This is a genomic window from Rhodococcus sp. DMF-1, from assembly GCF_021441945.1.
In the GTDB taxonomy this organism is placed as follows: domain Bacteria; phylum Actinomycetota; class Actinomycetes; order Mycobacteriales; family Mycobacteriaceae; genus Rhodococcus; species Rhodococcus ruber.
In genome coordinates, this window is record NZ_CP090442.1 from 4,673,696 (window position 1) to 4,694,650 (window position 20,955).

Sequence of the window (20,955 nt, forward strand, 5' to 3'; positions counted from 1 at the left end):
GCGGATGGTGCTGATCCAGTACTCGGAGGGGCGCACGGGGCGGTGGCGTCGATGGGCGCTGCTGGGTCCGGCGTTCGTCGCCTCGATCGCCTATGTCGATCCGGGCAACGTGGCTTCCAACGTCAGCGCCGGCGCGCAGTTCGGGTATCTGCTGGTGTGGGTGGTCGTTGCCGCCAACGCCATGGCCGCTCTCGTGCAGTACCTGTCGGCCAAACTCGGGCTGGTCACCGGCATGTCGCTGCCCGAGGCCCTGCGTGAGCGAATGCCCCGATCGATGCGGCTGGCGTACTGGGGACAGGCCGAGCTGGTGGCGATGGCCACGGATCTGGCCGAGGTGATCGGTGGGGCGATCGCGCTAAACCTGCTGTTCGGTCTGCCGCTGCTGAGCGGGGCAGTGCTCACCGGTGTGGTGTCGCTGGTCCTGCTGCTGGTGCAGGACACCCGCGGGCAGCGTAGTTTCGAGCGAGTGATCACCGGCTTGTTGCTGCTGATCGCGTTCGGTTTCGTCACCAGCGTCGTCGTCGCCCCGCCCCCGGGCCAGGCGGTAACCGACGGGCTGGTACCCCGATTCGACGGCGCCGAGTCGATCCTGCTCGCCGCGGCGATGCTCGGCGCCACGGTGATGCCGCATGCGGTGTATCTGCACTCCGGTCTGGCCCGGGATCGGCACGGCCATGCCACGGCCGGACCCCGACGCACGATGCTGCTCAAGATCACCCGGTGGGATGTCGGGTTGGCCATGATGCTGGCGGGAACGGTGAACCTGGCCATGTTGCTCATGGCGGCGACCACCCTGCAGGGCCGGGAGGGGGTCGATTCGATCGACGGGGCGCATACCGCGGTGGGCCAGGAACTCGGCCCGACAGTGGCGTTGCTGTTCGCCCTGGGGCTGTTGGCCTCCGGGTTCGCCTCCACCTCGGTCGGTGCCTACGCCGGGGCGTTGATCATGGACGGGCTGCTGCGGCGCCGGATCCCGCTGCTGGCGCGGCGGCTGATCACCCTGGTGCCGGCGCTGGCCGTGGTCGCGCTCGGCACCGATCCGAGTCGGGCGCTGGTGCTCTCGCAGGTGGTGCTCTCGTTCGGCATCCCGTTCGCGCTGATCCCCCTGGTGCGGCTGACCAGCGATCGGGCGCTGATGGGCACCGACGCCAACCATCGTGTCACCGCCGCGCTGGCCTGGGCGATCGCCGCAATCATCACCGCACTGAATCTGGTGCTGATCTACCTGACGGTGCGGCCCTGACGCACGGACACCCGGCCGCCGTCACCGCCGGTGCCCGCGCCGGGTGTCGACCACGACGATCTCGTCGTGGACACGGCGGCGCAGCCCGCGCAGTGCCACCATCGCCACCGCCATACCGGCGAGCAGACCCACGACCAGGGCCCAGGACTGCGAGACCGCGAGACCGAACAGGCGCACCCCCAGAACGGCGGCGCCGGCACATGTGGCGACGACGGCCAGGCGGGCGAGGGTGTAGACCACGACCAGTCGGGTCAGTCGCATCGGCGACGGCTCCTTCGTGCGCATCAGGCATCTCTCGGCGGGAAAGGCGGGCCCGGCTGCTCGTCCGGAGTCGTTGGCGTGGATCCGCTCGGCACCGCAGGGTCAGGGTCAGTTCATCGGCAGGGGCGTGGCGCCCCGGGCGGCCAGCAGCTGCGTCATGGTCGCCGCCTCGGCTTCCTGCGTCTCGGTGATCTGTTGCGCCAGCGCGGCCACTGCCGCCTCGGAGGCGGTGGCCGCGGCATGACGGGCCATCGGCAGACCGCCCTGGTGGTGGCGCAGCAGCAATTGCAGGTACAGCGTGTCGAAGGCGGGACCGGTGGTGCGGCGCAGGGCGTCGAGTTCGGCGGTGGTGGCCATGCCGGGCATCGGAGACCCCACGGGAGTGGGTGCGGGGGACATCGTGGCGTGCCCGTCCATCCCCGGCATCGATTCGGACGTGCCGGTGGGGCTGCGCATCCAGCGCATCGGCTCCCCGGTGGGCAGCTGCGACCGGTTCCACAGCGTCAGCCATCCCTGCATGGTGCCCAGCTGGCTCTGCTGGGTGGTAATCACATCGTAGGCCAGGGTGCGCACCGCCGGGTCGGCGGAGTTGGTCAACGCCATCGCCGACATCTCCACGGCCTGGCTGTGATGGATCGACATGTCCTGGGCGAAGCCCACGTCGATCGAGTCCTCGCCGGGTGGGGCGGGTGTGCTCGTGACCAGCAGGGTACCGCCGATGCCCAGCACCAGCCCACCGAGCAGTGTCAGCACCGCCACCGCCGCCGGGACCCGCCGACGGCGGCGTCCGTGGGAAGCCGACTCGGCGGCGGACTCGGCACCAAGGTCGCGCTCAATGGTCATCGGGGCTCCGTGGGCATCGGCGCGGCGGGCGCGGACTGCGGATCGGCGGTTATCGGCACCGCATCCGGTCCCGGCGGCGCGGGGTCGAACGGCGGCGGTGCGCTCGGATCGAACCCGCCCGGCACGGTCGAACACGTCGCCCCCGCCTCGGGGTGGGTGTTGGGGTTGCGGCGCAGCGCAGCGACGAACTGACCGAGCCGGTCGTCCTGGGCGGCGTCGAGGGCGAGCCGATGGCCCCACGACTGCACCGAGATCGGCGAGGGCAGACCCGGATACGGCGAGAGCAGCATGTAGGGCTGGCCGTCGACCCGCGCGGCCAACGCCGCTACCTCGTCTCCAACCACCTTGGCGGGATCGTAGGTGATCCACACCGCGCCGTGTTCGAGCGAGTGCACCGCGTTCTCGCTGCGGATCGGCGCGGGATAGACCGTGCCGGTGCAGGTGGCCCAGTACTGGTCGTGCGGGCCTCCCATCGGCGGAATCCGGTCGTAGGCCACTCGCTGCGGAGCCTGCACGTGTGTGCCTGCCGGGTAGTCGACCTTCTCCACCCCGGCGATCGCGGTGGACGGATCGGGGTTGTCCGCGCTCGGGACGTATTTCTGTGTCTCGGCCCGGTCGGCGACTTTCGGGGCCAGATTGTAGGCGATCAACCCGATCAAGGCCACGATCGCCATGCCAGCACCGATCATCGCCCACGGCACGCGCCGCGAACCGGACAGGGTGACCGGGGAGGGTTTCTTCCGTGTCCGCTTGCTTCGGGGTGCTTTGCCTGCGCCGTCCGCCACGGGACCCACCTTTCTCACCGACTTTGTGGTGCTGTTACCGCGATACGCCGGCAGCACCGTCCCCCAGTAAATACTATGAATCTTAGTTTTTTATGAGTGTGTCGACGGTTCGGGTGTCGAGCGTGGTGGTATAGGAGTGTATGTGCTCTGGTCAGGCCTTCGACAGGGCGGTCCGGGGGACGCCGCGCTGGGCGAGCCACTGGGTCGGGTCGATCTTGGTCCCGGAGGCGTTGGTGGTTTCGAAGTGCAGGTGGGGGCCGGTGGATTGGCCCCGGTTGCCGACGGTGGCGATCTGCTCGCCGGCCTGTACGCGCTGGCCGACGGTGACCAGAGTTTCGTTGATGTGTCCGTAGGTGCTGGTCGAGCCATCGTCGTGCCGGATCTGCACCCACAGCCCGAACCCGGAGGCCGGGCCGGAGTCGATCACCGTGCCGGTCGCGGCGGCATAGATCGGGGTGCCGATGCTGTTGGCGATGTCCAGGCCGGCGTGGGTGGCGCCCCATCGGGGGCCGAAGGACGAGGTCAAGGTGCCCGAGACCGGTGCGACCGCCAACGGTGAGGGTGTCGCGATCGAGAGGGGAACGGCCGGTGTGGCAGGTACGGCCGGGGCCGTGACAGCCGGGGGAGGAGCGGGAGACGGGGCGATCGCCGGCGGGACGGCGGGAACCGTCGACAGTCCCTCGGGCAGCCCCGGTGCCGCGGCGAGCTGGTCGAGCACCGCATCGACCTCGGGCAGGGTCGCCAGCACGGCGACCTCCGGCGGCAGTGCGACGGGTGCGGGAGCGACGGCAGGCTGGGCCGCCGCCACGCTGGGGGCTGCGATCTGCGCTCCGGCGGTCACCAGGGCGCCGGTGGCCACCGCCGACGCCCACCTCGCGGGGCGCCCGCTGCCGGTCGGCTCCGCTCGATGCCGACCCCCGCCGCGGCCCGTGGATGCCGCCCTAAAGATCACGCCGGCATCACGGTCCTGCCGGTCTCGGCGGGAAGGGGTGCTGCGGTGTCGTGCCACGTCCTTAGCTCCTGACATGCGGTTTCGAGGTTGACCCGGTCCACCCGGCTCGGTGAAGATAACGAAACGATATACGAGATAGCAACGAAAAACTACCTTGGTTAGTATTTCGGTTCAAGACCGCCGTTGAACCTCGATCGATATCGCCGGACGCCCCGTGCCCGACCCTCTCGCCAGGACGTGTCGCGTTGATCCCTTGAATCCACACCGCACTCACGTGTCTGTATCTGGCCACCCGGGCTCCGGACCGGCAAGGGACGCGCATGATGGACATGGGGTGGAAAGGAGCCCTGAATGCCTTCGCCATCGCTTTCGAAGGACGCATCACTCCGAACAGCAACTAATCCCATGCGTCAGAGCTAGATCCCCCGATTTCCTGACAGACTCGAGGGCACCCGGATGTGGAAGAGGCTGTTGACGGGGTTGGCTACGGCGGCGTTCATGGCCGGTTTCGTTGCCCTCGCGGTGGAGTGGCCATTTGCGGGGTGGTTGTTCGTGGTGTCGCTCGTCGCGGGTGGGGTCCCTGTCGCACTGGCGGCGCTGAGGGATCTGTCACGACGCAAGATCACGATCAATCTGCTGGTGACCGTCGCGGCGGTCGGGGCGCTGTATCTGGGGCAGATCATCGAGGCGGCCGCGGTGATGTTCTTCTTCGCGCTGGCCGAGGCCTTCGAGGTGTTCGGTGAAGCACGCTCACGCAAGGCTGTGTCCGCTCTGCTTGACCGCACACCCGAGACCGCCCAGCTGCAGGAGGGCGGTGAGATGCCGATCGATCGGGTGCGGCCCGGCACTGTGGTGGTTATCCGTCCTGGTGACACCATCGGACTCGATGGGGTCGTGGTCGCCGGGCAGTCGTCCGTGGATGAGGCCGCCATCACCGGTGAAAGCGTGCCGAAGGAGAAGTTCCCCGGTGAGACGGTGTTTGCGGGCACGTTGAATCAGAACGGCTATCTGGAGGTCGAGGTCACCCACGAAGCCGGCAGCAGCGTTCTGGCGAGGATCATCACCCTGGTCGAGCAGGCCCAGAAATCGCGGCCGCCGATGCAGGATTTCCTGGACCGGTTCGCAAGCTACTACATTCCCGCGGCCGTGGGTGCGGCGGTGCTGATCGCGGTGGTGCCGCCGCTGGTAGGGGGCCAGCCGTTCGGCGCATGGGTCACGCGTGCACTGATCCTGCTGGTGCTGGCCTGCCCGGACGCCCTGGTCGTCTCGGCGCCGGTCGCGGTGGCCGCGGCGATCGGTGGTGCGTCGAAGAAGGGGCTGCTGATCAAGGGTGGCCGTTATCTGGAAGTGCTGAGTAAGGTCGGAGTCTTCGCGTTCGACAAAACCGGCCTCGGGGAACAATGGAACAGCCGTTGGCGCTAAGGACTTGATCTTGGGCGAGGCCGGTCACGTCCGGGCCATCCAACGCAGGTAGATCGGGGGAACATCGGTACAGCGGTTAACGCCAAGCCGGTGATCTTGGTCCGGGGCTGACGGGTCGCCTGGCCGTGCTCGGAGCGTCCCGAAGGGAATCCGCCCAGGTGGTGTGGATGATGAGGCATGGCGTGCGACGAGGACCGTGGCTGGGCTGAGACCACCATCGCTGGGCTGCACGTTCGTGGTGACCGCGTCACCGGGATGCGGCTGCTGGGCTGGGAAGGTGTCCTGCCGCTCTCGGTGGTCAGGACGGTCGTGTCTGCCGACAGGGAAGGCCTTTCGACCTCCCCAGGTGCCATGGCCTTTCCCCGGTCGGCTCCGGATGGCTACCCGCTCGCTCCGGTCTCACGCCGTCATAGCTGACGGCCGGCGGCGTCTCCGCCGGGGTCGTCGGCCAGCACGATCGCGGTGGTGATCCGCTTGCCCACGGGTTCGCGGTGGATGGCGAAGCTCTGGCCGACGGCCATCACGATCTCCAGCCCATGCTGACCGATGCGGGTCGGGTCGGGCGCGAGGATCGCGGGCGGGGTGGGGTTGCTGTCCCAGACGGTCACCTCGATGGCGCCGCCGTTGATCTCCAGAGTGAGCAGGCAGGGGCCGGGCGCGTACTTGCGGGCGTTGGTGACCAGCTCGCTGACCACGAGCTGCACCATGCCCATCGCCCGTGCGGACACCGGCAGCCCGTGTACGGCCTGCACATCGGTGAGGAATCCACGGGCGAGGTCGCGGGCGACGGCGATGTCCTCGCTGCCCTCGAACGCGCCGGAGACCGAGATGACGTCCCCCAGCAGCGAGGGCCTGTCCTCGCCGTCTGCTGTCTGTTCCATGCCGCCCCGCCCCCCCGTACTCAAACGCGCTGCGGCCCGTTTACCCCCGAACCTTCACATCAGGCGTGCGCGGGCTGGCCTGGGTGTCCCCGGGCGTGTCTGTCTCGTCGTCCTCGGTGCCGTCGGGCCAGCGGCCGAACGGCCCGGCCTGGCCGGGGCCTTGGGCGCCGAGTACGCCGGGCCCCTTCGTGCGGTGCGGCGTGCGGATCACGCGCCCTCCCCTTCGCGTCGGGCCTGCGCCAGCAGCGCCGCCACGACGTCGTCCGTCTGTTCCTCGCTCTGTTCAACGAGCGTGTCCAGCACGCCGTCGCCTTCGAGGACCTGCCGGGTGAGCCGTTCCATCAGCTCGGGGTCGGTGCCGCTGCCGGGGCCGGTGAGGTCCACCCGCATCGGGCGGCGCGGGGCGATGATCTCCGGCCCGGCCGGTTGGCCGGTCTCCTCGGCGTCGGCGAGCGCGCGGTAGACGGAGGCGACGGAGGGGTGCTGTCCGGCGTTCTTCCCGGTCTTGATGGTCAGCTTCTTGGCGATCTCGGGGACGGGCACGCCCTTGTCCTTGAGCGCGCGGGCGAACAGCAGCATGTCGTCGTCGATGACCTTCGGCCGTCCGCCGTGGTTGCCCTTGGTCGCGGCGGCGACCTGGCCTTCCAGGGTCTTCTCCCGGATGTAGTTGCGGTCGAGCTGGGCAGCGACGGCGAGGACGGCGAAGAACATGGCGCCCATGCCGTTGGGGTCGTAGATGCCGGTGAGGGGGCCGGTGAGGAGTTCGAGCTGGACGCCGGCCTTCTGGAGCTGGTTGGACAGGGTCATCAGCTCGGCGGCGTTGCGGGCCAGGCGCTTGAGCTCGTGGACGGTGAGGATGACCTCCTGGTCGGGGGCGGCCTCCTTGATGTCGTACGCCAGCTTCAGCGCCGCCTCCAGCTTTGGCCGCGTCTTCACGCGCGTGCTGATCTTCTCGGAGAAGATCCGCTTGCAGACCGGTTCGAGCGCATCCAGCTGGCTCTGCAACTCCTGCTGCGCGGTCGAGCAGCGCGCGTACCCGATCCGGATCGGCTTGGCCGCCGCGGCGGCCGGCAGAGCCTCGGCGGGCGGACCGGGCTTCCACGGCCGTCCCGGGCCGCGGTCCTCGGGCACGAGGACGTCGAGTTCCTCGCGGAGCGCGGGCACGAGGATGAAGCGGGCCGTGTGGTACTTCGTCGCGGTCTTCCCGCCGCGCGTGCGGCAGGCACTGCCCGCCGGGGCTTCACACTTCGGACAGTCGTTTCGTTCTACCGCGTTTGCGGCTTGATCGGGCGTCAGATCCACCCCGGAAGTCTGTCAGAACTGTCTCGCACAACGTGCGGGTTCTGAGAGGACTTCTGCGAACGGCGACCTGCGGAAACGTGATCCACTTCGGGCCTCTCGCAGAACTCTCGCAACTGTTCATTTATGAGAGACCCCCAGGGTGATCCTGCGCCGGCTGCCCAAGCCGAGCGCGGGCCGTCTCGCTATCGGGTGAGGTCACGGGTGAGGCGTTCGGCGGCTTGGGCGTACGCCTCGTTGTAGGTGGGGAACTGCGCGATGGACTCGGTGAGGGCCTCCAGGGGCAGGCGGTGGCGGATGGCCAGGGCTGCGGTGTGGATCCATTCGCCGGCCTGGGGTGCGATGGCCCAGGCGCCGATGAGGGTGCGGCGGTTGCGGTCGGCGATCAGCCCGAGGGTGCCGGAGGGGTCTTTCTGGTAGGTCCAGGGGCGGGCGATGGCGTCGGCGAGGGCGAGTTCGGTGGTGGCGGTGTCGATTTCTTGGTGGCGGGCCTGTTCGGTGGTGAGGCCGACGGCGGCGATCTCGGGTTCGGTGAAGATGACGCGGGGGACTGCGGTGTAGTCGGCGGGGCGAGGGGTGCCGAGGATGGCGTCGGTGACGATGCGGGCCTGGTACTTGGCGACGTGGGTGAACATCGCTACGCCGGTGACGTCGCCGAGCGCCCACAGTCCATCGGTCAGGCGGCCGTGTGCATCGACGGCGAGTTCACCGCGGGAGCCGGTCTGAACACCGGCATTTTCCAGGCCGAGTCCGCGGGTTCGGGGGGTGCGGCCGGCGCCGAGGACGATGACGTCGGTGCGCACGGTGGTGTTGTCGTCGAGTTCGACGACCGTGTCCGTGCCGTCGCGGCGGGCGGCGCGGGCCTGGGTGTTCAGGCGGATGTCGATGCCGTCCGCAGCCAGGTGCTCGGCGGCGATCTCGCCCAGGCGGGGCTCTTCGCGGCCCAGCAGCAGCGGGCCGCGCTGGACGACGGTGACCTGGGTACCCATGCGGGCGAGGAACTGGCCGAGTTCGGCGGCCACCGCGCTGCCGCCGATGATCAGGGCGCGCTGGGGTATGTCGGTAAGGGTGGTGGCCTCCCGGTTGGTCCACACCGGTACCGTCTCCAGGCCCTCGATGGGGGGCCGGGTGGCTTCGGAGCCGGTGGCAAGGATGATGTGTTCGGCAGTGAGCTGCCGGCCGTCGACGTCGACGTGGCCGGGGCCGGTCAGGCGGGCGGTGCCCTTGATGACCGTGGCGCCCTGCTTGCGGTAGCCGTCGGCCTGGGCGGAATCGTCCAGGTGGCGGATCATGTAGTCGCGGTAGTCGCGTACCTGCGGCCAGTTGAGGGCGGGCCGCTCGAGACCGGCGGTGTGGGTGGCTTCCGCGCGTGCCTCGGTGGGGCGGAGCAGGGTCTTGGAGGGGATGCAGGCCCAGTAGGCGCACTCTCCGCCGATCAGTTCCTGTTCGATGACGGCGACGCGCCGGTCTGCGGCCAGTAGCCGTGAGGCGGCTACCTCCCCGCCCGGCCCCATGCCGATCACAATGGCGTCGAAGTGCTCGCTCATGATCCTCCTCCGATCCGAGCGCCCGGCCCGGGTCTGGGCTGTGGTCCGTACGGTGGCGGCTTCCCGCCGGCGGGTGGGTCAGTGCCGGGTCCGGTGTTCAGCCTGGCCTGCTGTTTGCCGGGCCGCAGCCGGGAGGGTGCAGCAGGGTTCTTCGCCCGGGCGGCCGGCGGGCGCAGCGGCGGGGGCGGTGTCGTCGTTCGCCGTGCAGCAGCCGGAGGCGGGTTGTCGGGGTGCGGGGACGCGCCGGTGGTGGCGCCAGTAGGCGGTGATCACGGCCAGCACCGCGAGGGCGGCCAGGGTGGCCAGGATGGTGGTGTGGGCCTGGATGAAGACGGAGGCGGTGGCGGAGAAACCGGCCAGAGCGCCCGAGGTGGTGCTCATGGAGGTGCTGCCGGCGGTGGCGGGGGTCCACCAGTACCAGGTCAGATACGCGCCGGTCAGGACCAGGACGGCGGCGGTGACGCGAGGGCCGTAGCGGGCCAGCGCGGTGACCTTCCGGGTGAGGGCGGACCCCGCGGCCGCGGTGGTCAGGGAGATGAGCAGCAGGACGGTGGCGGATCCGGCGGCGTACACGGCGAAGAGCAGCAGGAGACCGGCGTAGCTGGCGGTGGCCTGGGCCTGGGCGATGACGGCGAGGAGCACGCCGAAGGTGCAGGACAGGGACGCGGCGGCGTAGCCGATTCCGAAGACGGCCATGCGGCGGGCGGTGGGCGGGCCTTCGGCCGCCCGGCCACCGGAGGCGGGCAGCCGGAGGGTCAGGGTCCGGCCGGTCAGCCCGGCCAGGCCGAGCAGCAGCAGGATGACGCCGGTGGCCAGCCCGAGCCAGGGGGCGGCGGAGATGAGGGCGCGGGCTCCGGCGCTGACGACGAGCCCGGCGGCGGCGAGCGTTCCGGCGAAGCCGAGGGTCAGCGCGACACCGGAGCGCAGCGCGCGGCCGAGGCGCACGGGCAGCGGTGAGGTGTCGGTGTCGCCGAGGGCAGAGGTGATCCAGGCGGGCAGCAGGGCGAACCCGCAGGGGTTGACCGGTGCGATCATCCCGGCGGCGAACGCGAGGGTGAGCAGGCCGTTCACTTGGCGCCCGCCTTCTCCAGGGCGGCCTGGATCGCCTCGGGGCCGGGGTCGGTGGCCCGGTAGGTGACCTTGCCGGCCGGGTCGACGACGATCAGCGTGGACAGCGCGGCGACCTGGTACCGCTGGGAGAGCGTGGCGTTCTTGTCGATGACCGCGGGCAGTTGGGGTGCCTTGATGTAGTCGAGGAACTGCCGGATGAGCTGGGGTGATTCGCCCGGGTCCATGTCCACCGCGAGGACGTTCGCCTTGCCGTTCAGCTCCTTGCCGGCCTTGGCCAGGGACTTGGCTCCTTCGGAGCATTCGCCGCAGCCGACGGAGAAGAAGAACACCGCGGTCGGCTTCTCGCCCGGCACCTGGATCTTCTCGTCGCTGATCGTGGTCACCTCGGTGCCGTCCTTGGACACCGACCCCTTGGCGGTGCCGCCTGCGGCGGTGGTCTTGGCCGGGGTGGTCCCGGTGCCGCAGGCGGTGGCGCCGGCCGCGAGGGCGGCAGTGGTGGCCAGGGCGAGGAGGGTGCGGCGGCGGGGCGGGAACATGGTCATCGGGAGCGGGGGCCTTTCTGGTCGGCCGGGGTGGGCGAGCGGTCCCGGTCGGCGGAGCGCGTGGTGGGCGGGCAGCAGGCACTGCGCCGTGCGCGGTGGCGGATGACGGCGGTCACGGCGGCGGCCAGGGCGAGGACCGCGGCGGCGATCACCCAGGGGTTGCCGAGGATGCCGCCGACCGCGCCGAGGGCGCCGGCGGCGATGAGGGCGGGCCCGGCGCAGCAGGCGATCATCAGCAGGGCGGCGCCGATCCCGGCGCCGGCCAGGCCGGCGCCGGAGGGCTCGGAGTTGTTCCGGCGTGGGGGCCGGTGGGTGGCGGGCATGGCGGTGGTGCTCCTTGCTGGGTCAGTCCTGGCTGTCGGGGATGCGGGTGCAGCAGGACAGGGCGGCGGCGTTGTCCGCGGCCAGCGAGCGGGCCAGGATGATCAGGTCGGCCACGCGCGGGTCGCCGACGGAGTAGCGCAGCTTCTTGCCGTCGCGGCGAGCGGTGACGTAGCCGCAGTCGGTGAGGCAGGACAGGTGCACCGAGACGCGGGGCTGGGAGATGCCGGCGTAGGCGACGCAGTCGGCGGAGGTCCGCTCGCCGCGAAGGATGTACTCCAGCAGCTTCAGCCGGGTGGGGTCCGACAGGGCGCGGAAGAACTTCGCCACCGTGTCCAGATGGGTACACGGCATCTCCTGCGGGCCCTCCTGAGTGGAAGGGGCGGGGGCAGTGACGCGGTCGGACATGCGGGCCTCCACAACTGGAATTATTCGCCTGGCCGCATAGTATGGTCGTGGTGAGCTATTCGGCAAGGCGCATAGAAGCGGTCCCGGTCACACGGGACCCGGGACGCGAGGAGGTGCTGCGGTGAACGCAGCGGACAACGGCTACGACCTGGCGGTCATCGGCTCCGGCGGCGGGGCGTTCGCCGCCGCGATCGCCGCCCGTCGCAAGGGCCGCTCGGTGGTGATGGTCGAGCGCGGCACGACCGGCGGGACGTGCGTGAACACCGGCTGTGTGCCGTCCAAAGCGCTGCTGGCCGCCGCCGAGGCCCGCCGCAGCGCGCTGGAGGGGCAGCGTTTCCCCGGCATCCGGACCGAGGCAGGGCCGGTGGCCTTCGACGCGCTGATCGACGGCAAGGACAAGCTGGTCCAGGAGATGCGGGCGGAGAAGTACACGGACCTGGCCGCCGAGTACGGCTGGGACATCCTTGAGGGCACCGCTCGCTTCACCGGCAGCCCGGACAGCCCCGCCCTGGACGTGGCGCTTGTCGGCGGCGGCAGCCGCCGGATCGAGGCCGCGCACTACTTGATCGCGACCGGATCCGCTCCGTGGGCGCCGCCCGTGGACGGCCTGGAGGAGGCCGGTTACCTGACCTCCACCACCGCCATGGACCTGGACGTACTGCCTAAGAGCCTGTTGGTCCTGGGTGCCGGGTATGTCGGGCTGGAGCAGGCTCAGCTGTTCGCCCGCCTGGGCGCCAAGGTCACCGTGGTGGCCCGCAGTCGTCTGACCTCCGGTGAGGAACCCGAGATCTCCGCCGCCCTGCAGGACGTCTTCGCGGACGAGGGCATCACCGTCCACACCCACACCCGCCTGACCGCGGTGCGCCGTGACTCGGGCGAGGTCGTGGCGACCGCCCGCACCGGCGACGGCCGCGAGGTTCAGCTGCGCGCCGACGAGCTGCTGGTGGCCACCGGCCGCCGTCCGGTCACCGACGGACTCGGCCTGGAGGCGGTTGGAGTGGGGACCGGCGAGCGGGGCGAAGTCGTCGTCGACGGGCATCTGCGTACGGCCAATCCGCGGATCTGGGCGGCCGGGGATGTCACCGGGCACCCCCAGTTCGTCTACGTCGCCTCCGCCCACGGCGCGCTGATCGCCGACAACGCGTTCGACGGTGCCGGGCGCACGGTGGACTACCGCCACCTGCCCAGGGTCACCTTCACCAGCCCGGCCATCGCCTCCGCCGGCCTGACCGACGCCGAGGCCGTCGCCCAGGGCTACACCTGCGACTGCCGCGTCCTGCCGCTCGAGTACGTGCCGCGCGCGCTGGTCAACCGCGACACCCGCGGCCTGATCAAGCTCGTCGCCGACGCCTCCACCGGCCGCCTGCTGGGCGCGCACGTCTTGGCCGACGGCGCCGGTGACGTCGTCGCCACCGCCGTCTACGCGCTGGCCAACCAGATGACGGTGCAGCAGATGGCCGACCTGTGGTGCCCCTACCTGACCATGGCCGAGGGCCTGAAGCTCGCCGCCCAGACCTACACCCGCGACGTCACCAAGCTGTCCTGCTGCGCCAGCTGAAACCGCCGGGAAGGATCGATCATGAGTGGGAGCCGGACGCGGCCGATGACGGTCGGCGAGCTGTCCCGCCGGACGGGGGTGCCGGTCAAGACGCTGCGCGAGTACACCGACCTCGGGCTGATCTACACCCTGGGCCGCAGCCCGGCCAACTACCGGCTCTACACCGCCGACGCGCTGTGGTGCGTGCGGTTCATCGGCGAGCTGCGTGGCCTGGGCCTGACCGTCGCCGAGATCCGGGAACTGACCACGGCGTATCTCGACGGCCCCCCCGGGCCGGTGGGTTCGCACCTGGCCGAGCTGCTGCACCGCTCCCGCGAACGGCTGCGCCAGCGTATCGCCGCCCAGCAGCAGATCCTGGACCGGATCGAGAAGTTCCAGGTCGAACACCGGGCGGACCTGGCGGAGGGCGACCTGTGCTGGGCCGGCGACCCGCAGCGCACTTGACCCTCACCCCGGGGGCAGACCCTACGGTCGGCACGCATCGGACCCATCCACCCAAGGAAGGAACGCGGTCGTGGACACCGACACCCAGGACTTCGCCCCCCGCTTCACCGACTCGCTCACCAGCGCTCCCGGCCTGGAACTGGCTCTGCTGCGGCCCCTGCTGACGCTGCTGGCGGCCGGTGAGCCGGTCACCGTCGACCAGCTCGCCGCCGAAACCGGCCGCACCCGTGAGGAGATCCGCCAGGCGCTCGCGGCCATGCCCGACACCGAGTACGACACTCAGGGCCGCGTCACCGGCTACGGCCTGACGCTCAACCCCACCCCGCACCGCTACGAGACCGACGGCCGCACCCTGTACACCTGGTGCGCGCTCGACACCCTGGTCTTCCCCGCCGTCCTGGGCCACACCGCCCAGGTGACCTCCCCCTGCCGCGCCACCGGGGAGCCGGTGCGGCTGACCGTGCCCCCGGACGGGCCCACCAGCGTGGAGCCAGCCGGTGCGGTCGTCTCCCTCGTCGCCTGCGAGACTCCGGCCTCCATCCGCACCAGCTTCTGCAACGAGATCCACTTCTTCACCAGCGCCGCGGCCGCCGAGGACTGGCTGGCCGGCCACCCCGGCTCCCGAGTGCTGCCCGTCGCCGACGCCTACGCCATCGAACAGCCGCTCATCCACCAGATCCTCACCGGCACCTCCTCGTCCGGCTGCTGCTGAGCACCCCCAGGGGTGGTCGCGGCCCGCGGCCACCCCGAAGGGGGCCGACAGGAAGGAGAGCACCATGAAGACCACTGCTGATCTGCTCACCGACGCCGTCATCGCCCCGGTCGCCGGGTACGCGGCGACGAAGGTGATGGAGCCGGTGAGCATGAAGCTCTACCAGCTCGAATCCGACGAGACCCGCCGGCGTGAGGACGCCGCCCGGCCCGGCTCCCCCTCTCAGATCGCCGCCGACAAGACCCTCGGCCTGCTCGGCATCCACCTCGACGACAAGGCGCGGGAGCGGGCCGGGACGGCGTTCCATTACGGGCTCGCCATCAGCTGGGCTCCGGTGTACGCGCTGCTGCGCCGCACCACCGGCCTCACACCGGTCGCGGCCGGACTCGCCTCCGGAGCCGCGATGTCGCTGATCGTGGACGAGGGCATCACCCCACTGGCCGGCTTCTCCGCCCCCAACCGGGACTACCCGGCCGTATCCCACCTGCGCGGCTTCGCCGCCCACCTTGCCTTCGGCATCGCCGTCGCCGCCGTCACCGAAACCGCCTGGACCATCCTCGGCCGCCGCCCCGTGCACTGACAGCCACCGGCGGCCCGGCCGGCAGGCTCACTGTTCCCCGTCCTCGTCCACCCCGGCTGCGTCCGGGTCACGCAGCGGCCGCAGGCCCCCGCCCACGGGGGTGGAGGCGCGGAAGCTGTAGCGGCCCAGGCAGTTGAGGTTCGCGTGACGCAGCGGGGACAGGCGGGCGACATCCTCGTCCAGGACGTCGTACTCCCGCTCCTCGGCGGGCAGCGCCCGCAGCTCCTCTACGGCGGCGTCCAGGTAGCGGGTCGTCCACAGCACCGCGGCGTTCAGGACCAGGCCGAGCGCACCGAGCTGGTCTTCCTGGCCCTCCCGGTACGCCTGCATGATCTGCCCGCGCTTGCCGTGGCAGATGTCCCGGGCCAGCTTGTGGCGGGACTCCTGCACGGTGAGCTGCCGGTTCATCTGCCTGCGGTAGGTGTCGTCCACCGGGTCGACCACGCGCAGCAGGTGCAGCGTCTTGGCGATCCGCCCGTACTCGGCGAACGCCTGCCCCATCGGGGTCGGGCGGCCCTCGCGGCCGAACATCCGCAGCAGGTCGTACGCGCGGACCTGCCCGGTCACCAGGGAGCCGGCCACCCGCAGCATGTCCGGCCAGTGCGTGACCACCTTGCCCAGGTTGGCCTTGTTGCGGGCCAGCGGCTCCAGCGGGCCGTAGCCGCCGGTTTCGACACCGGGCATCTCCGCCCGCCAGAACCGCTGGTCGGCCAGGTCCCGGAACCGGGGCGAGAAGTTGTAGCCGAGCATCGAGAACAGGCCGAACACCATGTCGGAGTACGAGGCGTTGTCGGTGGCGACCATCTCCGGCTTCACCCCGGCGTCCAGGTTCAGCAGGGTGTCCAGGATGTGCAGGGAGTCGCGCGGGGTGCCCGGCACGACCATCTGCCCGATCCCGGCGACCTGGTCATTGACCGCGTTCAGCCACGTGATCCCGCGTTTGAAGTGGTAGTACTTCGGCGAGGGACCGGCGTTGATGGTCCGCTTGGGCACTACGAACCGCAGCCCGTCCACCGAGGCCAGCAGGCCCTCACCCCAGTGGGAGACGATCGGCACCCGCGCCTGGGCCTCGATCAGCTTCGCGTTCGCCGCGGCGATGGTGTCGGCGCGCAGGTAGTACTGGTCGACGTGCACCAGCCGGCCCCGGGTCAGTGCTTCGTCCTCGGGGTCGATGACGGGGGTCAGGCCGATGTTGCACGCCTCGGCGACCGGCAGCGCCACCAGGGAGGTCTTCAGGTTCTCCATGCGGGTGCGGCCGTCCCCGAGGTGCACGAACGCGTCCAGGAACCCAGTCCAGGAGTCGACCTCGAACAGCAGGTCCGGCAGGTCGATCTTCGGGAGCATCGCCGCGGTGGTCTTGCGCAGCCACCGCAAGGACTTCGGCTCGCCGACCGCGCCGAGCCGGTCCACGTTCAGCTTCAGCCGGCCGCCTGGCTGCACCTCGAAGCTCAGCTTCGCGTCCTGCCCGGCCTCCTCCAGCCGCTCGGCCATCAGCTGCCAGGCCGCGTCCAGCGCCCGCACCCGCCCGGCGAGGTGTTCCTCGACCGGCTCGTCCAGGCTCAGGCCGTGCAGGACGTCGTCGGCGACGGCCTCCCACTGCTTGCCGGCCAGCAGCCGCGCCCGCGGGTCGGCCCACCGGTTCGACGGCGAGGCGAACACATTCCGGGAGTTCAGCGCCCTGTACAGCTGCTCCAGCACGCACACCACGTACGCGTCGCGGTCCACCGCACCCTCGGGCAGCTCCGGGTTGGAGTACACCGCCGACCGCCACGCCGGTGGCACCAGCTTGGCGTCGATCTCACGCGGCAGCAGCGGCTTGACCTTGACCTTCCGCCGTGCGAGCGCGGGCAGCCGCCGTACCGCCTCCAGGATGCGCTTGCCGGCGGAGGCTGCGCCCAGCGCGGGCGACTCCCCGAGCAGCGACAGGAACGGGCGGACGGTGTTGTAGCGGGTGGCCAGCAGGCGCCGCATCTCCGCCTCGGCCTCGTCGTCTCCCGGCCCGATCATCTCCGCCGCCAGCTTGGACGCGGCCTCGATCTCCGCGCGGGGGCCGATCTCCGTCTCCAGTGCCCGCCACATCGCGCCCGGATCGAAGTCCGTGGCGCTCTCGGCGATCAGATCCAGTTGCTCGCTCCACAGCCGGAACACCCCGTCGACCATGCGGAACGCCTTCACCACCCGGGCCCGGCCCGCCACCCACTCCCGGTCTGTCGCCCGCCGCGCGGCGCTGATGAGCTTCACCTGCATCAGCAGCGCGAACAGATCCAGCGCGTCATCGATTGCGGATGCTTCCAGGTGACGGACCACCGAGGTCAGCAGCGCGGTGCGCTTCGGCTCCGGGGTGCGCTCCAGGTTCGGCGCCTTCGACCCCAGCCCCGTACGGGCCAGGGACGCCAGCCGGTTCGGCGGGACCTTGTCGATCCGCACCCGGCCCAGACGGAACGCGGCGATCTCATCGACCCGCTCCAGCGCCTTCGCCATGCTCGTGCCTGTCGTCCGCGTCGGCGGCCGGCGCAGCCGCTCCAGCTCCGACACCCGACGGCCCTCCGGAACATCCAGCAGCGCCACCAGGTCCGCCGGCAGTGCGCCGTCCGCGCGGCGCGCGGCCCCCGCCACCGTGGCGTACAGCCGCTGCTCGGCCGTGCCCCGCACCTCGGCCACCTGCCGGGCCAGCACGCTCACCCCGGGCAGCAGCACACGGTTGCGCCGCAGCCAGCCCACCGCCTGGTTGAACAGCGCCACCGGCCCCTCGGCGGCCGTCCACGCCCGCCCGTGCAGAAACGTACGGAACTTCCGCCCCCACTCGCGATCCTCGAACTGGTGGTAGCCGTAGGCGTCCCGGATCTCCCACGCGTGCTCGTACGCCGTCTTCAACCGCTCGGTGTACCGCTTCACGCACGAGGCGTCCTCCACGCCCAGGTGCTCGGCCAGGTACTCCACCACCGGCCACGGCACATCCAGCGGGTCCTCCAGGAACAGCCCCAGGTAGCGGACCGTGCACATCTGGAGTGCGAACCCCAGACGGTTGTGGTCACCCCGCCGTTTCCCGATCAGCTCGCGATCGACGTCGTCGAGGTAGAAGAACCGCTCCAGCTCCGGACGGGTCGGCTCCTCCACGAACCGTCCGTACGCTGCGGCCTGCTCATCAGTCAGAAATTCCACCGGCACCCGGCGGACGGTAGCCCCACGCCACACCGCTCATACGATCTTTCTCCGAACCCCAGCAGCCAAGTGGATCATTGTGCTAGGCGGACAAGATCATCCCTTAGCGCCAACGGCTGTTCCATTGTTCCCCGAGGCCGAAAACCAAGACACTGACCATGGGTGTGCCCGTGGTCGGGGAGGTGATCGCCCTGCATGGCGCCACTGACTCCGACGTGCTCGCCGACGCGGCTGGTTTGGAGAAGTTCTCCTCTCATCCTCTGGGCACGGCGATTAGGAACGCCGCGGCCGCCAAGGGCGTCGCCGCGCACCGTATGGACAGGTTCGTGAATGTCGCCGGACGCGGTGCCAGCGCCAAGTGCCTGGTGTGCGCCACCAGGGACCACGCCATCGGCAACCTGGAGCACATCGGCGCCAGCGCCGAGACATGCGATGAGGTGCTGGGTGAAGTGCGGCGGCTCGAGATCGCCGGGCAGACCGCGGTGCTGGTCAGCGAAGGACGCGTCGTCATCGGCGTGATCGGTATCAGCGACCGGTTGCGTCCCGAGGCTCCGGACGTGGTCGCCGCGCTGCACCGGTTGGGCGTGACGTCGGTGATGCTCAGCGGTGACAACGAGGCCGCGGCGCGTGCGGTAGCCGAGCAGATCGGCATTGCCGAAGTTCACGGTGGGTTACTGCCCGAGCGGAAAGCCGAACTGATCGACCGGCTGCGCACAATGTATGGGGGAGTGGCGATGATCGGCGATGGTGTCAACGACGCGCCGAGCCTGGCCCGCGCCGATGTCGGTATCGCTATGGGCGGCGGATCCGATGTGGCGATCGAGGCCGCCGATGTCACGCTGATGAACGATGCGATCGTCACGCTCCCCTACCTGCTGGGCTTGAGTCGGAAAACGTTCGGGGTGGTCAGGCAGAACGTGTACGGGTCACTGATCGTCAAGGGATTAATCCTACTCGCCGGCATCACCGGGCTGGCCGGCCTGGGCGTCGCGGTGGCCGTCGACGCGGGCACGGCGATTCTGGTGGTCCTCAACGGACTACGCCTGTTCGGCTACCGCGGCGCGGCGGTGACAGCGGTATCGACTCGATGACGCTTGCCGGTCGTTGCTGCCGCTCACTTCGTCGTCTTCAGAGCGTGCCGGCGTGCCACTGGGCACGCCGTACCCTGAGCGCATTGCTGGCGGACAGAACCCAGCAGAAACTCGCGAACCCCGCCGATTGTTCGGTGGCCGGCCGGGGGTTGTCGAGGACGGTGCGGCATCGGACGTCAGGTGTTGGGTGTTGAGTGTTGGGTGTTGAAGTCTCACCCGTGCACGGCACGGGTGCCCTGTACCGTGGCCAAGGTCGGTGCCGTCGATGCTGGCACATGTGCTTTGGCATCCGGCGGAGCGAGCGCCGCCGCGAGGGCGGCGGTCCCGGTCAGGGGCATAGCGAAGCTCACCCCGGCTCACCGAGAGCGAAACCCACGACAGCAACGGGCCGTTACCTGTCAAGGCGAACCGGCCGCCGAATGGCACTCGGGCCCGCACCGCTTCGGTGACCACCCAGGCCCCCGCAATCGACAGCGGCGCGGCGGAGGTGCGGCTGAGCATCGCAGGTCAGCGCTCCGAAGACACCGACCGCCATCGCCTCGACGGCGCCGAGCGCCAGCCCGGCATCGACGCTCACCGAGGGCAGCAACGGCAGGAAGAACCCGGGCCCCGGGAGATGGCCGAACCCGATCCGCCGGGACCGGTGCGTGACCGCAGCGGTGAGCATCGCGATTGCGATCGGCGCAGGCCCCAGGCCATACGCGGTGGGCAGCGGCATACAATGTCAGCCCGGCCCCGATCGAAGCCGTGCGGAGCCCACACCACCGGCCCCGGTCTTCGGCGCCAATGTGCCGGCGCGGCCGGTGCCCCCAGGTCCACCGGGGACCTCTTCGAGAGTCATTGCCGGCGTACCGCGGGGGTGGGCGGGGTCAGTTCAGCCCGGCGTAGGAGTGCAGGCCGGAGACGACCATGTTGATGACGAACAGGTTGAACAGCATCGCTACGAAACCGGCGATGTTGATCCATGCGGCGCGGGTTTCGCGCCAGCCGGCGGTGGCGCGGGCGTGCAGGTACGCGGCGTAGATCACCCAGGCGATGAACGAGACGGTTTCTTTCGGGTCCCAGCCCCAGAATCGGCCCCAGGCGGCCTCGGCCCAGATCGCCCCGAGGATGACCCCGGCGCCGAACAGCGGGAAGGCGAAGATCGTGGTGCGGTAGGCCAGGCGGTCGAGGGCGCGGGCGTCGGGCAGGCGCGCCGTCATCGTCGCCAGCCGGCTCCCGGGGCGGTGTTCGGCGCGCAGCGCCAGCAGAAACAACATGCTGGCCACCCCCGAGACGAGGAACACCCCGCTCGAGACGGACACCACCGACACGTGGATCGGCAGCCAGAACGACTGCAACGCCGGCACCACCGGGGCGGCGTCGGCGTAGAGCACGGTGCCGGCGACGAACAGCAGCACCAGCACCGGGAGCAACGCGAACATCCACACCACCCGCAGCGCCGGGCGGCGCAGCACGATCAGACCGGCGAGCACCCCGATCGCACAAGTGACGGTGACGAACTCGTACATGTTGCCCCAGGGGAAACGGGCGGTGGCCAGCCCGCGCAGCACCATCGACCCCACGTGCAGGATCCAGGCGACCACGAGCACGCTGATGCCCATCCGGCCGAGCCGGTCCGACAGCTCGCGCCCGGTCGGCGTGATCACCCGGCCGGGCCCGGGGGCTGCCGGGGGGACAGCTGCGGCGGGGACGAGGGTGGGGTCGGTGCGGCGGGTGCGGACCGCGGCGAATTCGGCGACGAACAGCACCAGGGCCAGCAGGTAGACGGCGAAGGCGGCCTCGAAGCTCAGGTCGGAGTAACGGGCGAGGGTGTCGTCGATCGGCATGGCT

At 70.4% G+C, this 20,955-nt stretch carries 20 protein-coding genes and 1 pseudogene; 8 read left to right on the top strand and 13 right to left on the bottom strand.

Features of this window, described 5'->3' with window-relative positions:
* Positions 1 to 4: 4 nt before the first annotated feature.
* Positions 5 to 1,243, top strand: coding sequence for an Nramp family divalent metal transporter (locus LZP97_RS21390; protein WP_006934830.1), 1,239 nt, complete (start codon positions 5 to 7; stop codon positions 1,241 to 1,243).
* A 21-nt stretch (positions 1,244 to 1,264) separates the two neighbouring features.
* Here LZP97_RS21390 and LZP97_RS21395 read toward each other — a convergent pair whose 3' ends face one another.
* From LZP97_RS21395 to LZP97_RS21410, 4 genes are all read right to left on the bottom strand, one after another.
* The gene (locus LZP97_RS21395) at positions 1,265 to 1,504 is read right to left on the bottom strand and encodes a DUF4229 domain-containing protein (protein ID WP_082061308.1); all 240 of its coding nucleotides are present in this window, start codon (positions 1,502 to 1,504) and stop codon (positions 1,265 to 1,267) included.
* Between the two features lie 108 nt (positions 1,505 to 1,612).
* The gene (locus tag LZP97_RS21400; RefSeq protein WP_006934828.1) at positions 1,613 to 2,347 is read right to left on the bottom strand and encodes a DUF305 domain-containing protein; all 735 of its coding nucleotides are present in this window, start codon (positions 2,345 to 2,347) and stop codon (positions 1,613 to 1,615) included.
* Positions 2,344 to 3,036: a DUF3105 domain-containing protein gene (locus LZP97_RS21405; RefSeq protein ID WP_081636958.1), complete on the bottom strand. Its 693-nt coding sequence runs from the start codon at positions 3,034 to 3,036 to the stop codon at positions 2,344 to 2,346. Before LZP97_RS21405 ends, LZP97_RS21400 begins: the two co-directional genes overlap by 4 nt.
* 247 nt (positions 3,037 to 3,283) lie before the next feature.
* A complete protein-coding gene (locus LZP97_RS21410; protein WP_006934825.1) occupies positions 3,284 to 3,991 on the bottom strand; it encodes a M23 family metallopeptidase in 708 nt (235 codons plus the stop codon).
* A 359-nt stretch (positions 3,992 to 4,350) separates the two neighbouring features.
* Here LZP97_RS21410 and LZP97_RS27525 point away from each other — a divergent pair.
* Positions 4,351 to 4,485: pseudogene (locus LZP97_RS27525) on the top strand (IS256 family transposase); the annotation flags it as partial.
* A gap of 97 nt (positions 4,486 to 4,582) precedes the next feature.
* Positions 4,583 to 5,506: an HAD-IC family P-type ATPase gene (locus LZP97_RS21415; RefSeq protein ID WP_048774330.1), complete on the top strand. Its 924-nt coding sequence runs from the start codon at positions 4,583 to 4,585 to the stop codon at positions 5,504 to 5,506.
* A gap of 407 nt (positions 5,507 to 5,913) precedes the next feature.
* Here the strand turns inward: LZP97_RS21415 and LZP97_RS21420 are convergent, their stop codons facing one another.
* The 7 genes from LZP97_RS21420 to LZP97_RS21450 form a co-directional block, all read right to left on the bottom strand.
* Positions 5,914 to 6,387, bottom strand: coding sequence for an ATP-binding protein (locus tag LZP97_RS21420; RefSeq protein ID WP_006554626.1), 474 nt, complete (start codon positions 6,385 to 6,387; stop codon positions 5,914 to 5,916).
* A gap of 207 nt (positions 6,388 to 6,594) precedes the next feature.
* Complete coding sequence (locus tag LZP97_RS21425) at positions 6,595 to 7,689, bottom strand: recombinase family protein (protein WP_006554627.1); 1,095 nt, start codon at positions 7,687 to 7,689, stop codon at positions 6,595 to 6,597.
* Positions 7,690 to 7,871: 182 nt separating this feature from the next.
* Complete coding sequence (locus tag LZP97_RS21430; RefSeq protein WP_006554628.1) at positions 7,872 to 9,233, bottom strand: dihydrolipoyl dehydrogenase family protein; 1,362 nt, start codon at positions 9,231 to 9,233, stop codon at positions 7,872 to 7,874.
* A gap of 78 nt (positions 9,234 to 9,311) precedes the next feature.
* The gene (locus LZP97_RS21435; RefSeq protein ID WP_006554629.1) at positions 9,312 to 10,304 is read right to left on the bottom strand and encodes a cytochrome c biogenesis CcdA family protein; all 993 of its coding nucleotides are present in this window, start codon (positions 10,302 to 10,304) and stop codon (positions 9,312 to 9,314) included.
* Complete coding sequence (locus LZP97_RS21440; RefSeq protein ID WP_006554630.1) at positions 10,301 to 10,846, bottom strand: TlpA family protein disulfide reductase; 546 nt, start codon at positions 10,844 to 10,846, stop codon at positions 10,301 to 10,303. Before LZP97_RS21440 ends, LZP97_RS21435 begins: the two co-directional genes overlap by 4 nt.
* Positions 10,843 to 11,169, bottom strand: a complete 327-nt coding sequence (locus LZP97_RS21445) for a hypothetical protein (protein ID WP_006554631.1) — start codon at positions 11,167 to 11,169, stop codon at positions 10,843 to 10,845. Before LZP97_RS21445 ends, LZP97_RS21440 begins: the two co-directional genes overlap by 4 nt.
* A gap of 22 nt (positions 11,170 to 11,191) precedes the next feature.
* A complete protein-coding gene (locus LZP97_RS21450) occupies positions 11,192 to 11,575 on the bottom strand; it encodes an ArsR/SmtB family transcription factor (RefSeq protein WP_039958748.1) in 384 nt (127 codons plus the stop codon).
* Between the two features lie 121 nt (positions 11,576 to 11,696).
* Here LZP97_RS21450 and merA point away from each other — a divergent pair, with 121 nt between their 5' ends.
* The 4 genes from merA to LZP97_RS21470 all read left to right on the top strand — a co-directional run bounded on the left by merA (position 11,697) and on the right by LZP97_RS21470 (position 14,869).
* Complete coding sequence (merA, locus tag LZP97_RS21455) at positions 11,697 to 13,133, top strand: mercury(II) reductase (protein WP_006554633.1); 1,437 nt, start codon at positions 11,697 to 11,699, stop codon at positions 13,131 to 13,133.
* A gap of 21 nt (positions 13,134 to 13,154) precedes the next feature.
* Positions 13,155 to 13,577, top strand: coding sequence for a MerR family transcriptional regulator (locus LZP97_RS21460; RefSeq protein WP_006934806.1), 423 nt, complete (start codon positions 13,155 to 13,157; stop codon positions 13,575 to 13,577).
* 70 nt (positions 13,578 to 13,647) lie between these two features.
* Positions 13,648 to 14,289, top strand: a complete 642-nt coding sequence (merB, locus tag LZP97_RS21465) for an organomercurial lyase MerB (RefSeq protein ID WP_006554635.1) — start codon at positions 13,648 to 13,650, stop codon at positions 14,287 to 14,289.
* A 64-nt stretch (positions 14,290 to 14,353) separates the two neighbouring features.
* Positions 14,354 to 14,869, top strand: coding sequence for a hypothetical protein (locus tag LZP97_RS21470; RefSeq protein WP_040273211.1), 516 nt, complete (start codon positions 14,354 to 14,356; stop codon positions 14,867 to 14,869).
* A gap of 27 nt (positions 14,870 to 14,896) precedes the next feature.
* On the opposite strand, the gene LZP97_RS21475 is transcribed toward LZP97_RS21470, so the two are convergent.
* The gene (locus LZP97_RS21475) at positions 14,897 to 18,037 is read right to left on the bottom strand and encodes a Tn3 family transposase (protein WP_040273213.1); all 3,141 of its coding nucleotides are present in this window, start codon (positions 18,035 to 18,037) and stop codon (positions 14,897 to 14,899) included.
* 146 nt (positions 18,038 to 18,183) lie between these two features.
* Here LZP97_RS21475 and LZP97_RS21480 point away from each other — a divergent pair, with 146 nt between their 5' ends.
* On the top strand, positions 18,184 to 19,122 hold the full coding sequence (locus tag LZP97_RS21480; RefSeq protein WP_228287239.1) for a heavy metal translocating P-type ATPase: 939 nt from the start codon (positions 18,184 to 18,186) through the stop codon (positions 19,120 to 19,122).
* Positions 19,123 to 19,991: 869 nt separating this feature from the next.
* Here the strand turns inward: LZP97_RS21480 and ccsB are convergent.
* Positions 19,992 to 20,951 carry a c-type cytochrome biogenesis protein CcsB gene (gene ccsB, locus LZP97_RS21485; RefSeq protein WP_040269861.1) on the bottom strand — a complete coding sequence of 320 codons (960 nt, stop codon included), beginning with the start codon at positions 20,949 to 20,951 and terminating at the stop codon, positions 19,992 to 19,994.
* Positions 20,952 to 20,955 lie beyond the last annotated feature (4 nt).

Coding starts and splice junctions, on each gene's coding strand:
- LZP97_RS21390 (WP_006934830.1), top strand. CDS start 5: ATGGTGCTGATCCAGTACTCGGAGGGGCGCACGGGGCGGTGGCGTCGA.
- LZP97_RS21395 (WP_082061308.1), bottom strand. CDS start 1,504: ATGCGACTGACCCGACTGGTCGTGGTCTACACCCTCGCCCGCCTGGCC.
- LZP97_RS21400 (WP_006934828.1), bottom strand. CDS start 2,347: ATGACCATTGAGCGCGACCTTGGTGCCGAGTCCGCCGCCGAGTCGGCT.
- LZP97_RS21405 (WP_081636958.1), bottom strand. CDS start 3,036: ATGATCGGTGCTGGCATGGCGATCGTGGCCTTGATCGGGTTGATCGCC.
- LZP97_RS21415 (WP_048774330.1), top strand. CDS start 4,583: ATGGCCGGTTTCGTTGCCCTCGCGGTGGAGTGGCCATTTGCGGGGTGG.
- LZP97_RS21420 (WP_006554626.1), bottom strand. CDS start 6,387: ATGGAACAGACAGCAGACGGCGAGGACAGGCCCTCGCTGCTGGGGGAC.
- LZP97_RS21430 (WP_006554628.1), bottom strand. CDS start 9,233: ATGAGCGAGCACTTCGACGCCATTGTGATCGGCATGGGGCCGGGCGGG.
- LZP97_RS21440 (WP_006554630.1), bottom strand. CDS start 10,846: ATGACCATGTTCCCGCCCCGCCGCCGCACCCTCCTCGCCCTGGCCACC.
- LZP97_RS21445 (WP_006554631.1), bottom strand. CDS start 11,169: ATGCCCGCCACCCACCGGCCCCCACGCCGGAACAACTCCGAGCCCTCC.
- LZP97_RS21450 (WP_039958748.1), bottom strand. CDS start 11,575: ATGTCCGACCGCGTCACTGCCCCCGCCCCTTCCACTCAGGAGGGCCCG.
- LZP97_RS21460 (WP_006934806.1), top strand. CDS start 13,155: ATGAGTGGGAGCCGGACGCGGCCGATGACGGTCGGCGAGCTGTCCCGC.
- LZP97_RS21470 (WP_040273211.1), top strand. CDS start 14,354: ATGAAGACCACTGCTGATCTGCTCACCGACGCCGTCATCGCCCCGGTC.
- ccsB (WP_040269861.1), bottom strand. CDS start 20,951: ATGCCGATCGACGACACCCTCGCCCGTTACTCCGACCTGAGCTTCGAG.